Raw genomic sequence first — 14,145 nt, 5'->3', positions numbered from 1 at the left:
AGGAGTTGGTGGGCTTGAACACGCTATTTCTTGTTCAAGGTCGCCGCTTGGTGTTCAAGGTCGCGACTTCGTGTCCGAGGTCGCTGCTTCCTGGCGGGGTGCCGGGTTGCTGGTCAGCCGGCCATCCAGGCCTGGATGGCGTCGATCTCGCGGGGCATGGCGTCGGAGAGGTTTTCGGTGCCGTTGGCGGTGATGAGGATGTCGTCTTCGATCCGGATGCCGATGCCTCGGAGGTCTTCGGGGACCGTCAGGTCTTCGGCTTGGAAGTAGAGGCCGGGCTCGACCGTGAGGACGTAGCCGGCTTCGACGTTGCCCTTGTTGTACTTCTCGTTGCGGGCGGCGGCGCAGTCGTGCACGTCGATGCCGAGCATGTGACTGACTCCGTGCAAGGTGTAGCGCTGGTAGATGCCGCTGCTCGGGTCGAGGGCCTCGTCGGCGCTGACCGGCAGCAGCTCCATCGCCTCCAGCCCGCGCACGATGACCTCCATCGCGGCGTTGTGGCCGGAGCGGAACGGCACACCGGGCTTGAGCGCCCCGATGCCGGCGTTCTGCGAGTCCAGGACCAGTTGGTAGAGCTCGCGCTGGCGTGGGGTGAACTCGCCGTTGACCGGCAGCGTGCGGGTGATGTCCGCGGTGTAGAGGTTGCGGTTCTCAACGCCCATGTCGAGCAGCATCAGCGTGCCGTCGGTGACCGGGCCGTCGTTCTCGATCCAGTGCAGCGTGGTCGCGTGCGGTCCGGCGGCCGCGATCGACGTGTAACCGACGTCGTTGCCCTCCGCGCGGGCCCGGCGCCAGAAGGTGCCCTCGATCCAGCGCTCGCCGTACTTGCGGACCGACGCCATGTCGGCCAGCACGTCGGAGAAGCCGCGGTGGGTGATCGCGCACGCCTCGCGCAGCTGCTCGATCTCGAACGCGTCCTTGACCAGCCGCAGCTCGGACAACACGTTGGCGAGCTCGCCGTCGCGGTCCTCGTCCGTCTTCGCGCCGCTGAGCAGTGAGCTGATCGAGCTCTCCTCGCCGCGCCGGACGCGGGTCGGGACATCGCTCTTCAGGACGTCGGCGAGCGCGTCGACGTGCCGGGTCTCGATCCCGAACTCCTTCGACGTCTCGGTCAGCGACGGGCGCCGGCCGGCCCACAGCTCGCCGTACATCCGGTCGCGCCAGAACTCCTCGCCCTCGCTGCGGTCCGCGCGGGGCCGGAAGTACAGCACCGAGTCGTGGCCGCTGGTTCCGTTGGGCTCCAGCACCAGGACGGCGTCCGAGGTCTGGTCGCCGACCAGCCAGACGTAGTCGGTGTGCGGGCGGAACGCGTAGTCGGTGTCGTTGGAGCGGACCTTGTAGGTGCCGGCCGGGATCACCAGCCGCTCACCGGGGAACGCCTGCGACAGGGCGTCGCGGCGCTTCGCCGCCCAGGTGCCGACGTCGCTGAGAGTGACGTCGTCACGCTCGATCGAGCCCCAGCCCGAGTTCATGAACTCGCGCAGCTTCTCGCCGGACGGGGTGTCGTGGCTGGCGGTCTTGGGGGTCTTGTCCGTGCTCTCGCTCATCGTCGAGCCATCCTCATCTCAGCGCGCGGTGTGCAGTTGGTCGCCGCGGAGCGTGCTGCTGTCCGGCAGCACCTCGGCGGGGTCCGAGCCGATGCGGGTGATCGCATTGTGCTCGTCCACGAAGACTACGCTCGGCCGGAAGGTCTTCGCCTCCGCGGTGTCGAACATCCCGTAGGCGATCAGGATGACCAGATCGCCGGGGTGGATGAGGTGCGCGGCGGCCCCGTTGATGCCGACGATGCCGGTGTCGCGGGGGCCTTCGATCAGGTACGTGGTCAGCCGGTTGCCGTTGGTGATGTCGACGATGTCGACCTGCTCACCGGGCAGCAGATCCGCCGCTTCCATCAGCGTCGCGTCCAGCGTGCACGACCCGACATAGTCGAGGTCGGCCTGGGTGACGGTGGCCCGGTGGACCTTGGACTTCATCATCGAGCGCAACATGCCGCTCATCATCCAGGCCCACCCCATCACTGTCAGTGGCCACCGTCACCTACGCCTAGTGGGATGCCAGTTCTGGCTCCCGGGCCGGTACCTCGGGCTCGAGGGTGTGACGGAGTTTCTCGCCCTCGACGTCTACGTCCGGCAGTAGGCGGTCGAGCCAGCGGGGGAGGTACCAGGCTGAGCGGCCGAGCAGGGCCATGACGGCGGGAACGATGGTCATTCGGACGATGAAGGCGTCGATGGCTACCGCTACGGCCAGGCCGAAGCCGATCTCCCGGACCAAGGTCTCGCTGGAGAGGATGAAGCCGGAGAAGACGGCGATCATGATGATCGCGGCGGCGGTGACGACGCGGGCGCTGTGGCTGAAGCCGTCGACGACCGAGGTCCTCGGAGTTGCTCCGCGGACGTGTTCCTCGCGCATCCGGGTGACCAGGAAGACCTGGTAGTCCATCGCGAGGCCGAACACGATGCCGACCAGGAAGACGGGCAGCATGCTGATGATCGGGCCGGTCTGGCCTTCGATCCCGAGTACGCCGGCGAACCAGCCCCACTGGAAGACCGCGACCACGGCGCCGAAGGTCGCCGCGACCGTGAGCAGGAAGCCGAGCGTCGCCTTCAACGGCACGAGCACCGAACGGAACACCAGCATCAGCAGGATGAACGCCAGCCCGACGATCAACGACAGATAGGGCAGCAGCGCGCCGCTCAGCTTGGCGGAGATGTCGATGTTGAAGGCGGTCGCGCCGGTCACCGACGCCTGGGAGCCGCCGACCGACGGGAGGTCCCTGATCGCCTCGACCAGCGCTTTGGTCTCAGGGGTGGCCGGGCCGCTGGCCGGGATCACCGTCATCAACGCGGTGTCGCCCTGCGGGTTGAAGCTCGGCGGTGTCACCACGGCGACGTCCGGAAGCTTGCGTACTGCGTCCGCGGTACCTGCCGCCGCGGCCTTCGGGTCGGCGGAGCCGGCCGCGTCGACCACGATCATCAGCGGCCCGTTGAATCCCGGGCCGAAGCCTTCCGAGAGAAGCTCATAAGCCTTGCGCTGCGTGGAGGCAGGCGCGGCGGTGCTGTCATCGGGTAGACCGAGCTCGAGTTGGGTCGCCGGAATCGCCAGCGCGCCGAGCCCGATCACCGTCACCAACAGAACAGCCACCGGTCGGCGAGTGACGAACCCGACCCACCGTCGACCGGCCGAAGGCTTGCGGGTCGCGCCCACCGAGTCGCCGCCGGCACTCTCCGGATCGCCGCCGCGGAGGCCGGGGATCTTGCCGCCGAGGACTCGGCGGCCGGCCATGCCGAGGACGGCGGGAAGCAGGGTGAGGGCGATGGCTACGGCGATGACGACCGTGAAGGCGGCCGCGAGGCCCATCTGGGTCAGGAACGGGATGTCCACCACGAACAGGCCGCCCAGCGCGATCACGACCGTCAGGCCGGCGAAGACGACGGCCGAGCCCGCGGTGCCGACTGCCCGGCCGACCGCTTCCTCAGGTTCCAGACCCGCGCCGAGCTCGTGCCGGTAGCGCGACATGATGAACAACGCGTAGTCGATCGAGACGGCCAGCCCGATCATCACGGCGAGGATCGGGGTGCCGGAGCCGATGTCGATGAAACCGGTCGCCGCGGTGATCGCGGTGGCGCCGATCCCGACCCCGATGATTGCCGAAAGCAACGGAAGTCCGGCGGCCACCAGTGAGCCGAAGGTGATCAGCAGGACCACCGCGGCCACCCCGATGCCGATCACCTCGGTCGCGCTCTGCGCCTGCTGGACCTGCATCGCGTCACCGCCGTACTCAACGGTGAGGCCGCCCGCTCTGGCCGGGCCCACGGCGTCGGCCACCGCTTCCTGGGCCTCCGGAGTCACCTCCTGGGAGGGCACCTTGTAGGCGACAGAGGCGTAGCCGATCCGCCCGTCGGGCGAGATCGCCTTGGCGGCGAAGGGATCCACCACCCCGGCCACCTGCGAACCAGTGCCGATCTCGGCGAGGGTCTCCTTCACCAGCGCGGCATTGGCCGGATCGGCGAGCTTCCCGCCCGGCGGCGCCTGGAAGACGATTCGCGCCGTACCTCCGTCCGCGCCCACCTGCGGGAACCGTTCGTCGAGCAGGTCGATCGCCCGCTGCGACTCGGTGCCGGGGATGGAGAATCCGTTGGCGGTCGGACCGGACAGTGTGGCCGCGCCGGTGATGCCGGCGGCGAGCAGCCCCAGCCAGATGAACACGACGAGTCGGCGGCGCCGGAACGCGAACCGGCCGAGGCGGTAGAGGTAGGTAGCCATGCTGACGATCGTTCCGTCCGGACCTTGTAGTCCGCGTCCGATGGCTGCGGGCTCTCCGCCGTACTGCGCCCGCCGTACTCCCTACTGCAGCGGCTGTACGCCGGGTTGCTCGACTGCTCCGGACCGGACCAACCCGGACCGGTACGCGATCACCACGAGCTGGGCCCGGTCGCGCGCGTCGAGCTTCATCATCGCGCGGTTCACGTGCGTCTTGGCGGTCAGCGGTGAGAGCACCAGCTGATCGGCGATCTCCTCGTTGGACAGCCCGAGCGCCACCAGCCCGACCACCTCGCGCTCCCGATCGGTGAGCACGTCCAGCTCGGTCGAGTCCGCGCCTGAGGACAGCTCCGGCTGGGCCAGGAAGCGATTCATCAACCCACGCAGGGCTTTCGGCGACAGCAACGCGTCACCGCGGGCGATCGTGTGGATCGCGGCGATCAGCTCCTCCGGCTCGGCGCCCTTGCCGAGGAACCCGCTCGCGCCGGCCCGGATCGCCTCGAAGACGTACTCGTCGACCTCGAAGGTGGTCAGGATCAGCACCTTCACCCCGGCCAGCGACTCGTCGGCGGTGAGCTGCCGGGTCGCGGCCAGACCGTCGAGCTCGGGCATCCGGATGTCCATCAGGATCACGTCCGCCCGCTCGCTGCGGGCCAGTTCGAGCGCCTGCCGGCCGTTCTCGGCCTCAGCAACGACCTCTAAGTCCGGCGCTGAGTTCACCAGCACCCGGAACCCGCTCCGGATCAGCTTCTGATCGTCGGCCAGCAGTACCCGGATCGTCACCAGTTGCTCCAGTTTCCAGAGGAAGGACGGCACGAACGCGGAAGCCGCCGTGCGGTTGCGGACCGGCGGTCAGCTGGCCGCCGACGGCCGTGACGCGCTCTCGCATGCCCAGCAGGCCGTGCCCGGATGCGGGCGGACCGGCAGCGCCACCGGCGTCCTGGTACGGCGTACCGGGGCGGCCGCCGTCGTCGGTGACCTCGATCGTCAGCGAGCCGCGCCGTTGCTCGAACCGGACCCGGACGACGGCGCCAGGGGCATGTTTGACCACGTTGGTGAGGGACTCCTGCAGGATGCGATAGGTGGTCAGCTCGAGGACGTCCGGGAGCGATTCGGGCACGGGCGGCTGCCAGTCGATGGTGATTCCGGCCGCGGTGGACGACTCGATCAGCGCACTCAGCTCCTGCAGGGAGGGGGTGGGAGCGGTCGGCAACGAGTCGAGGCCGGAGCGGCGCAGTACGCCGAGCAGCACGGTCAGCTCCTGCAGCACCGTCCGGCCCCCGTCGCGGACCAGAGCGAGGGCCTTCTCGGCCTCCTCCGGTTGCTCGCGGAGCAGGTGGGAGGCGACGCCGGCCTGCACGTTCATCAAGGCGATGTGGTGGGCGATCACGTCGTGCAACTCGTGCGCGATCCGCAACCGCTCCTCGATCACCCGGCGCTCGGCCTCCTCCTCGCGGGACTGTTCGGCCCGCAAGACTCTGTCTTCCAGCTCGTCCAGATAGGCGCGGCGGTAGCGCACCGCCTCACCGATCGCGGCGGCGAACAGGACGAAGATCGCGACCGAGAGGTTCGCCAGCAGGTCGCCGTCGGTGAACAGCCCGGCCGTGGCGACCATCACCACGACGACCGTGATGCACGCGATCGACCGGGTCCGCCGGCTCTTCTGGATCACCACGGTGTAGATCGCGCAGGCCAGCGCGAGACCGATCGGGCTCTTCACCTCGGCGTAGGCCGCGTAGCCGATCGTCGCCAGCGTGCTGATCGTCAGCGCGACCAGCGGAAACCGCCGGCGGAAGGCCAGCGGCAGGCAGGCGATCAGGATCAGGATCGTGCCGGTGACGGTCAGGGGGATCTGGGTGCCCTCGTGGCGGGTGCCCGGTTGCAGCAGGTTGATGGCGATCAGGAACAGCACGATGGCGTGGTCGTACGCCACCGGATGACCCTTGAACCGGGTCTGCCACGGACTTGCTGCCATTCCCTCACTCTACGTGCGCACGGCCGGCGGACGCGTCGTCCACCGGCCGTATCCACGCTGTACTGCGTACGCAGTACGGGAAAGCTACTGAATCGCGCTGCGGAGGTCCGGCCTGGCGTCGACACCTGCTGCCACGGCGGCCGGGGTCGGCACCGGCAGCGGGTGCCCGGCGACCGAGATGTCCGTGCTCGGCAGCTCACCGGTCAGCAGGTACTTCGTGCCGATCGCGTTCACAGCCGGGTTGACCGCGGCGCGGGGGTTGCTGAAGACGCAGTGCTTGCCGGAATCCTGCTCGGTGACCAGGACGGAGCTCGGCAGGGCCTTGTGCATCTTGAGCGCACCCGCGTACGGCGTCGCCGGATCGCCGATGGTGTTGAAGAGCAGGATGCCCGGCAGGTGCTTGCCGGTGAGCTTGACCCGGCCGGGGCCGGCGACGCCCCAGCTCTGGCAGGCGCTGCCGCTGGTCCAGATGTTGTACCAGGCGAACTGGCTGGTCCGGGCGAGCTTGGCGGCGTCGTGCTCGTACGTCGATCGGCGCCGCGACCACTCGGAGTCGACGCAGATGACCGAGTTGAAGATCGCGTTGGCCTGCTCGCTGTCGGCGCTCAGGTCGGGGGCGGCGAAGTCGGCCAGCATGCTGTCGTCACCGCCGACGGCGTATGCGCTGATCGCCTGGGTGAACGGGATCCAGCCCGACTCGGAGAACATGACGCCGTACGCGGTGCCGATCAGCTCGCTGCCGCCCACGGAGCCGCGGGGGGTGGTGCGGAAGTCGGTGAGGGTCTTGGTCCAGGCGGCCCGGACGGTCGCGACGTCCTTGCCGAGATGGAAGACGTCGTCGTACTTGGCCACCCAGGGCAGGTAGCTCTCGTCGAACCGCTTCTGCAGCGCCGCGGACTGGGTCAGCCCGGCCTGGTACCACATGTCCTTGGGGGCAGGGTCGATGTTGCCGTCGAGGATCATCCGGCCGACCCGCTGCGGGAACAGTTGCCCGTAGACGGCGCCGAGGTAGGTGCCGTACGAATAGCCCAGATAGTTGAGCTTCTGCTCGCCGAGCGCCGCGCGGATCGTGTCCATGTCCCGGGCGACGTCGACCGTGCCGAGGTGCGGGAGGACCGTCTTGTTCTTGGCGTAGCACTGCTTCGCATAGCTGCTCCACAGCCTCCACAACTCGGTCCGGCTCGCCTTGGCGTCCGGGTCCGGCTGGGGTGCGCCGAAGTGATCGGGAGCGGCGCAGCTGACGGGCGAGCTCTGCCAGACTCCGCGCGGATCGAACCCGATGATGTCGTAGCTGTCCAGGACCGCGGCGTCGAGCCGGGTGAAGCCGGTGGCGTCCGGTTTGGACAGCGACCCGGCGAGGGCCGCGCCGCTGCCGCCCGGGCCGCCCGGGTTCACGACCAGGGAGCCGATCCGCTTCGCCGGGTTGCCGGCCGCGTGCCTGGTGACCAGCACCGAAAGGGTGGCGCCGTGCGGACGGGTGTAGTCCAGGGGGACCGGGAGGGTGGCACAGGTGAGGGCCGGGTACCGCGTCGAGATCTCGGCCGGGCAGGCGCCGAAGACCAGGGCCTGCGGGTGCTTGCCCTCGGCAACCGCCGGGGCGGCGGCGACGGAGGGCACGGCGGGAGCGACGAGGGCCAGGGTGGCGGTGGCGACCAGGGCCACGCGGAGACGCATCGGCGAACTACCTCCAGGAGGAGTGGACGGGGTGCGTTTCGCAACGTACCGCGCGAGGAGGTCGCCCTGGGTGGTCGTTCGATTGCAGGAAGCTGCAATGGTCAGAGGTACTCGCGCAGGGCGGTGACCGGGTCGGGGGCGGCTAGTAGCTGGATGCCGCGGGGTAGCAGGATCAGGGGGCCGCTGTGGCGACGGGCTGCGACGCGGGCGCGCTCGTAGATCAGTTCGAGCTCGATCGAGACCGCGTCGTAGGCGTGGGTGTTGGCCTCGGTCCAGCGCGGTTTGCCGAACTCCTGCTTGAGCCACTTGGTGATCTTGCCGGAGGCGATCTCCCGGCCGAGATGGGCACCGGCGAAGATCACCACGAAGCTGCGCGCGGCGAGTTCGACGGCGTCGGTCGAGAGCATCTTGGCGATCTCGGCCTGGAGGGTGGCGAAGTACTCGGCGTTCCCGTCGGGGCTCACCAGTTGCTCGTCTCTGTGGAGGCTTGGACTGCAAGGGCGCGGAGGGTCTCGTAGCGGGGGCGTAAGGCCCTGACTCGCTCGACCTCGGCGGCGACCGGCTCCAGGTGTTCACCACCGGGTGAGGGCGTCAGGCCGAGGGCGACCGCGGCCGCGCCGCGGGCGCCGACCTCGGGTTCGGCGCAGACGTCGGTGGGACGGTCGAAGGTCGCGGTCAGGCAGCGCCGCCACCATGCCGATGCGTCGATGCCACCACCGCCCAGGACGACCTCGAGCGGGCGGCCGAAGAGGTCATCGAGCATCCGCAGGCCACGGTCGATCTCCAGCGAGGCGCCCTGCAGGGAGGCGGCGAGCAGATCGGCGGCGGAGTCGTCGAACGACAGTCCGAAGTACACGCCGGAACCGCCCGGGACGGTGTCCGGCGGCCGGGTGCCGGCGTGGAACGGGATCGCGATCACGTTCGACGAGCCGATCTCCACGCCGGTGGGTTCGGGGGATTCGAGGTTCAGTACGCCGGTGAGCCAGGCATGCAGGTTTCCCGCGGCGGAGAAGGCCATCCCGGTCACCGCACGCTGATCGTCGACGCGGTATCGCCACAGTCCCCACGGCAACTCGGGTGCGTCCTCGATCGGGTGCACGACCCGCACCGCGGCCGAAGTACCGACCGTCACTGCTGCTGTGGACGCGTCGTAGCCGCCGCTGCCGACGTTGGAGGCGGCGCCATCGCCGGTCGGCGGGTGAATCGGTACGCCGACCAGCCCCGGCCACCGTCTCGCGTACACACTGGAAAGCGCCCCGGTCCACCCGGTCGGGACGATCGGCGGAAGCTGCTCGGCCTTCACGCCCGCGACGGCCAGCGCCTCGTCGTCGTACCCGCCGTCGGCGAGGTTGAGCGTCCCGGTGCCCGAGGCGACCGAGACCGAGGTGACGCGCTCGCCGGTGAGGCGCTCCAGGACGAGGTCGGGGAGACCGGCGAAGCCGGCCGGCGAGGTGATCGAGCGGAGCCACGGGATGCGGCGGGTCCAGTAGAGCCGGTGCAGCCACGCGCCGGTGCGGGCATGGAAGGCGCGCTCGTCGAAGGAACTGCCCAGGTCCAGGCCGACGGTCCGTGTGTCGACCCAGGGGATCACCGGGGTGAGCGCCGCGCCGTTGTTGTCCAGGGCAACGATCGAGTGCCACTGCGAGGACAGCACGATCGCGGTGATGTCGGCCAGATGCCCGTTCTGCTGCAACTCGTCGAGACAGCCGAGCAGCCCCTCGATGTAGTCGTGCAGGTCAAGCGTTGCCTCGCCCGCGGCGCCGTAGAGCGCGCCGATCTTGTGCCGGGCAAGGGCTCCCGGCACAGGTGAAGCATCAGCCGACAACACCAGAGCGCGGGCGGACGAGGTGCCGAGGTCCAGGGCGAGAATCCGGCCGCCGCCACTCCCACCCGCGTCGGCGTCAGTCCTCTGCATGTAGGGCCTTGAGGAACGACGCGGCCCAGACGTTGACGTCGTGGGCGGCCAGGTGTTTGCGCATCGCCTTCATCCGGCGGCCCAGCTGGCGGTCGTCGGTGTTCATGGCGTCGACGATGGTGTCCTTCATGCCGTTGATGTCGTGCGGGTTCACCAGGAACGCCTGGCGGAACTCGTCCGCGGCCCCGGCGAACTCGCTCAGCACGAGCGATCCCGTGTCGTCGTAGCGGCAGGCGACGTACTCCTTGGCCACCAGGTTCATCCCGTCGCGCAGCGGCGTGACGACGGCGACGTCGGCGGCGCGGAAGAGGGCTGCCATCTCGGTGCGCGAGTACGACGTGTGCAGGTAGTTGATGGCCGGCGTCCCGATCCGGCCGTGCTCGCCGTTGATCCGGCCGACGAGCAGTTCGATCTCGTCGCGTAGTACCCGGTACTGCTCGACGCGCTCGCGTGACGGCGTCGCCACCTGGATGAAGACCGCGTCGTCGACCGACACCCGGCCCTCGTCGAGCAGCTCACCGAAGGCACGCAGCCGCTGCCGGATGCCCTTCGTGTAGTCGAGCCGGTCGACGCCGAGCAGGATGTGCGCCGGGTTGCCGACCTCCTTGCGCATCTCCGCGGCCCGCGCCTCGGTCTCCGGCTGCCGCGCCAGCTGCTCCAGCTCGCCGACGTCGATCGAGATCGGGAACGCCTTCGCCCGGACGACGCGATCGTCCGGCAGGTGAATCCGGTCGCCGCGCGTGCGCAGCCCCATCCGGTTGCGGGCCAGCCGGGCGAAGTTCGACGCCGCCCCCGGCCGCTGGAAGCCGACCAGGTCCGCGCCCATCAGCCCGTCGAGGATCTGCCGCCGCCACGGCATCTGCGCGAACAACTCGGTCGGCGGGAACGGGATGTGCAGGAAGAAGCCGATCCGTACGTCGGGACGCAACCGGCGCAGCATCGCCGGTACCAACTGCAGTTGGTAGTCGTGCACCCAGACCACCGCGTTGTCGTCGGCTGCCTCCGCGGCCGCCTCGGCGAACCGGCGGTTGACCGCGACGTACGACTCCCACCACTCCCGGTGGAACTCGGGCGGCACGATCACGTCGTGGTAGAGCGGCCAGAGCGTCGCGTTGGAGAAGCCTTCGTAGTACAGCTGGATGTCCTCGGCCGACAGCGTCACCGGGACGAGGTGCATGCCGCCCTCGTCGAACGGGTCCAGCTTCTCGTCCGCGCCCCCGGTCCAGCCGATCCAGGCGCCGTGGTGGCGCTGCATCACCGGGGCCAGGGCAGTCACCAGTCCACCGGGACTGCGCCGCCAGGCCGTCGTACCGTCGGGCATCTCGATCCGGTCGACTGGGAGCCGGTTGGCCACCACTACGAAGGAACTGCGTCCGCTCGGCATCAGTTGTTATCCACCCAGGTATTCGTCGTCGCCGGGGTAGCTGACCCCGATCTGTCTCCGTGTCTCGTCCAGCAGCCCGAGGATCTCGATCGTCGCGGCATGCGGAAGGGCCGGGCACTCGATCTGCCCGGCGCGCAGCGCACGCATCACTTCGGCTGCTTCATAGTGGTACCCAAGCCCATGCGCCGGTACGTCGACGCGCTCTTGTCCGGCCGCTGTACTGCGGATGTAGTACGGGGGATTGTGGAAGCGGCTGGGGAGCAGCAAGCTGCCCTCGGGACCGCTGACCGAGGCGGTGAAGGGGTGCTGCGACCGGAGCCCGCAGGTGATCGCGGCGACGGCGCCGGAGTCGTAGCGCCACGACATCGCGACGTTGAGGTCGATGCCGTCGTCGTTGAGCGAGCCGACGGCCTTCAGCTCGTCGGGGTTGCCGAGTGCCATGTGGACGAAGGTCATCGGGTAGATGCCGCCGTCCATCAGCGAGCCGCCGCCGAGCGCGGGATCGAGCAGCCGGGCGGGCAGTTGCGGCTTGTGGAAACCGAAGTCGGCCAGCGCGTCCGTCGGCTCTCCGATGGTGCCCTTGGCGAGGTCGGCGAAGAACGCCTGGATGACGGGGTTGGTGCGCATCCACATCGCTTCGGCGAAAAGGGTGTTGTTCTCGTGGGCGACGGAAACGAGATCGCGGGCCTGCTTCGCGGTCAGGGTGACCGGCTTCTCGCACAGTACGGCGATCTCTGCCTGCAGGGCGGCCCGGGCGATCGCGTAGTGCTGCGGGTGCGGAGTACCGATGTAGAGCACGTCCACGTGGCCGTCGTCGATCAGCCGGCGCCAGTCGTCGTAGCGGTGCTCGATGCCGAACTCGTCGGCGAACTTGTTCGCGCTCTCCAGTGATCGGGAGCTGACGGCCGTCGCCACCGCCTCGTCGCCGAGAACGGCGAGGTCTTCGGTGAACGAGGTGGAGATGTTGCCAGTAGCAACGATTCCCCAGCGGACACGATCTACACCCATGGTTTGAACTCCGGGGTCGGGAACGGGCCGTGAGCCTTGATTCTCGCGGTTTCGAACGCGTGCGCCAAGCGAATGAGGGTGGCGTCACTGCGGCCGGTGCCGTGGAAGGTGATCCCGACCGGCAGGCCTTCGACCAGGCCGGAGGGCACCGCCAGCAGCGGGTAGCCCGCCAGGGCCGCATGTGAGGACGAGCTGCCGAGCACGTGGTCGCCGTTGATCAGGTCGATCGCCCAGGCCGGTGAGTACGACGGGGTGACCATCGCGTCGAGCTGGTTGTCGCGCAGCAGGTTGTCGATCCCGTCACGCCCGGCTCGGAGGCCGGACAACCGGGCGGCGACGTAGATGGCGGAGTCGAGGCCGTCGGTCTGTTCGGAACGCTCGAAGAGTTCCTGGCCGAAGTACCGCAGCTCCGTGTCCGCGTTCGCCTTGTTGAAGGCGATGATGTCGGCGAGGGTGCGCGGGCCGCCCGGGTGACGAGTGGCGAGATAAGCGGCGAGGTCGACCTTCATCTCGTACGAGAGGATCGCGAGCTGGTCCTCCTCACTGCCCGGCGACGGCAGCGACAGCCGGTCGATGATCGTGGCGCCGGCCGCTGACAACAGGGTCAGCGCCTGCTCGGTGATCTGGTCGAGGCTGTTCGAGTACCCCCACAAAGGCCCGCGCGGTACTCCGATGCGAACGCCGGTGAGATCGTCGCCTTGGCAGCTGGCCTCGAAGTCGATGCCGCCGCCGCTCATCACGGTCAGCAGCGCGGCCGCCTGGCGGACCGTCCTGGTCATCGGGCCGGCCGTGTCCTGCGAGTGGCTGAGCGGGACGATGCCCTGCTGCGGGATCAGCCCGACGGTCGGTTTGAGGCCGACGATGCCGTTCAGGGCTGCCGGGCAGACGATCGAGCCGTTGGTCTCGGTACCGATCGCGAGGTCGGCCAGTCCGGCGGCGACTGCTGCGCCGGAGCCGCTGGAGGAGCCGCCCGCCGAGCGGTTCAGGGCATACGGGTTGCGGGTCAGGCCGCCGTACGCGCTCCAGCCGGATGAGGAGGCGGCGCCGCGGAAGTTGGCCCACTCGCTCAGGTTGGTCTTGCCGAGGATGATGCAGCCGGCCTCGCGCAGGCGGCGGACCAGCGGGGCGTCGTACGGGGGAGGTGGCTGGTCGGCCAGCGCCAGTGAGCCCGCCGTGGTGGGGAGGTCGGCGGTGTCGATGTTGTCCTTGACCAGGACGGGCAGGCCGTGGAGAGGGCCACGGGCTCGGCCGTCGTCACGCTCCGTGTCCAGTCGGACGGCTTCGGTCAGGGCGGCTGGGTTGGGGGTGCAGACGGCGTTCACGAGCGGGTTCAGCTCGGAGTACCGCAACTGCAGCTCCTCGACCGTCGCGACGGCGGTTCGCGGACCGGGCGACACGTCGCCGGGGCCCTGTCGAGTTGAGCTCACACCGTCGATCCTGCCAGAGTTGACCCCGCCCGGCCGTCCGCTTGGGTGCGCCTTGGACAACCTGCCGCGACATACCCGACAAGCTGCCGCGACACACACTCTGTAGTTGACGCGGTGAATGACATGCCTGTCGTTCTCCGCGTAGGGTGGAGCGCGGACGGACGATCACCGACCGCACGGGAGTCACCAGCAGATGGACAGCGCCAACGCCAGCACCTCCGGCCCCGCCGAGGCGGGCCAGCCGGCCGTCGCTGGGTTGTCCGACCGGGACGGTGCCATCCTCGGCTTCGAGCGGCACTGGTGGAAGTACGCCGGTGCCAAGGAGCAGGCGATCCGGGACCAGTTCCAGATGTCGGCGACCCGGTACTACCAGGTGCTGAACGCCCTGATCGACCGGCCCGAGGCCCTCGCGCACGACCCGCTGCTGGTCAAGCGGCTGCGCCGGCTGCGGGCCGCTCGCCAACGGGCCCGATCAGCCCGGCGTCTGGGTATCGAGGTCTGA

12 protein-coding genes are annotated in these 14,145 nt (G+C 69.3%); 1 reads left to right on the top strand and 11 read right to left on the bottom strand.

Annotated elements, in window-relative coordinates; genetic code table 11:
• Positions 1 to 113: 113 nt before the first annotated feature.
• From ABD116_RS15080 to ABD116_RS15030, 11 genes are all read right to left on the bottom strand, one after another.
• Positions 114 to 1,547, bottom strand: coding sequence for an aminopeptidase P family protein (locus tag ABD116_RS15080; protein ID WP_343969274.1), 1,434 nt, complete (start codon positions 1,545 to 1,547; stop codon positions 114 to 116).
• Between the two features lie 18 nt (positions 1,548 to 1,565).
• Positions 1,566 to 1,988 carry an aspartate 1-decarboxylase gene (gene panD, locus ABD116_RS15075; RefSeq protein ID WP_343969271.1) on the bottom strand — a complete coding sequence of 141 codons (423 nt, stop codon included), beginning with the start codon at positions 1,986 to 1,988 and terminating at the stop codon, positions 1,566 to 1,568.
• A 55-nt stretch (positions 1,989 to 2,043) separates the two neighbouring features.
• On the bottom strand, positions 2,044 to 4,263 hold the full coding sequence (locus tag ABD116_RS15070; RefSeq protein WP_343969269.1) for an MMPL family transporter: 2,220 nt from the start codon (positions 4,261 to 4,263) through the stop codon (positions 2,044 to 2,046).
• An 81-nt stretch (positions 4,264 to 4,344) separates the two neighbouring features.
• A complete protein-coding gene (locus ABD116_RS15065) occupies positions 4,345 to 5,043 on the bottom strand; it encodes a response regulator transcription factor (protein ID WP_343969266.1) in 699 nt (232 codons plus the stop codon).
• Complete coding sequence (locus ABD116_RS15060; RefSeq protein ID WP_343969263.1) at positions 4,946 to 6,235, bottom strand: sensor histidine kinase; 1,290 nt, start codon at positions 6,233 to 6,235, stop codon at positions 4,946 to 4,948. The genes ABD116_RS15065 and ABD116_RS15060 overlap by 98 nt, the downstream gene beginning before the upstream one ends.
• 84 nt (positions 6,236 to 6,319) lie before the next feature.
• Positions 6,320 to 7,909 (bottom strand): alpha/beta hydrolase, encoded by a 1,590-nt coding sequence (locus ABD116_RS15055; protein ID WP_343969260.1) that lies wholly within the window; start codon positions 7,907 to 7,909, stop codon positions 6,320 to 6,322.
• A gap of 101 nt (positions 7,910 to 8,010) precedes the next feature.
• Entirely contained in the window at positions 8,011 to 8,373 is a 363-nt protein-coding gene (locus ABD116_RS15050) for a hypothetical protein (RefSeq protein ID WP_343969258.1), read from the bottom strand.
• Complete coding sequence (locus ABD116_RS15045) at positions 8,370 to 9,824, bottom strand: FGGY family carbohydrate kinase (protein ID WP_343969256.1); 1,455 nt, start codon at positions 9,822 to 9,824, stop codon at positions 8,370 to 8,372. The genes ABD116_RS15050 and ABD116_RS15045 overlap by 4 nt, the downstream gene beginning before the upstream one ends.
• A complete protein-coding gene (locus tag ABD116_RS15040; protein ID WP_343969253.1) occupies positions 9,811 to 11,208 on the bottom strand; it encodes an alpha,alpha-trehalose-phosphate synthase (UDP-forming) in 1,398 nt (465 codons plus the stop codon). The genes ABD116_RS15045 and ABD116_RS15040 overlap by 14 nt, the downstream gene beginning before the upstream one ends.
• Positions 11,209 to 11,214: 6 nt before the next feature.
• Positions 11,215 to 12,216 (bottom strand): Gfo/Idh/MocA family protein, encoded by a 1,002-nt coding sequence (locus ABD116_RS15035; RefSeq protein WP_343969250.1) that lies wholly within the window; start codon positions 12,214 to 12,216, stop codon positions 11,215 to 11,217.
• Positions 12,207 to 13,643, bottom strand: a complete 1,437-nt coding sequence (locus ABD116_RS15030; protein ID WP_343969247.1) for an amidase — start codon at positions 13,641 to 13,643, stop codon at positions 12,207 to 12,209. The genes ABD116_RS15035 and ABD116_RS15030 overlap by 10 nt, the downstream gene beginning before the upstream one ends.
• A 193-nt stretch (positions 13,644 to 13,836) precedes the next feature.
• Between ABD116_RS15030 and ABD116_RS15025 the strand changes: the two genes are divergently transcribed.
• Positions 13,837 to 14,145 carry a DUF3263 domain-containing protein gene (locus ABD116_RS15025; RefSeq protein ID WP_343969244.1) on the top strand — a complete coding sequence of 103 codons (309 nt, stop codon included), beginning with the start codon at positions 13,837 to 13,839 and terminating at the stop codon, positions 14,143 to 14,145.

The sequence above is a fragment of the Kribbella koreensis genome, from assembly GCF_039525325.1.
Lineage (GTDB): Bacteria > Actinomycetota > Actinomycetes > Propionibacteriales > Kribbellaceae > Kribbella > Kribbella koreensis.
This window is presented reverse-complemented; position numbering and strand designations above follow the sequence as displayed.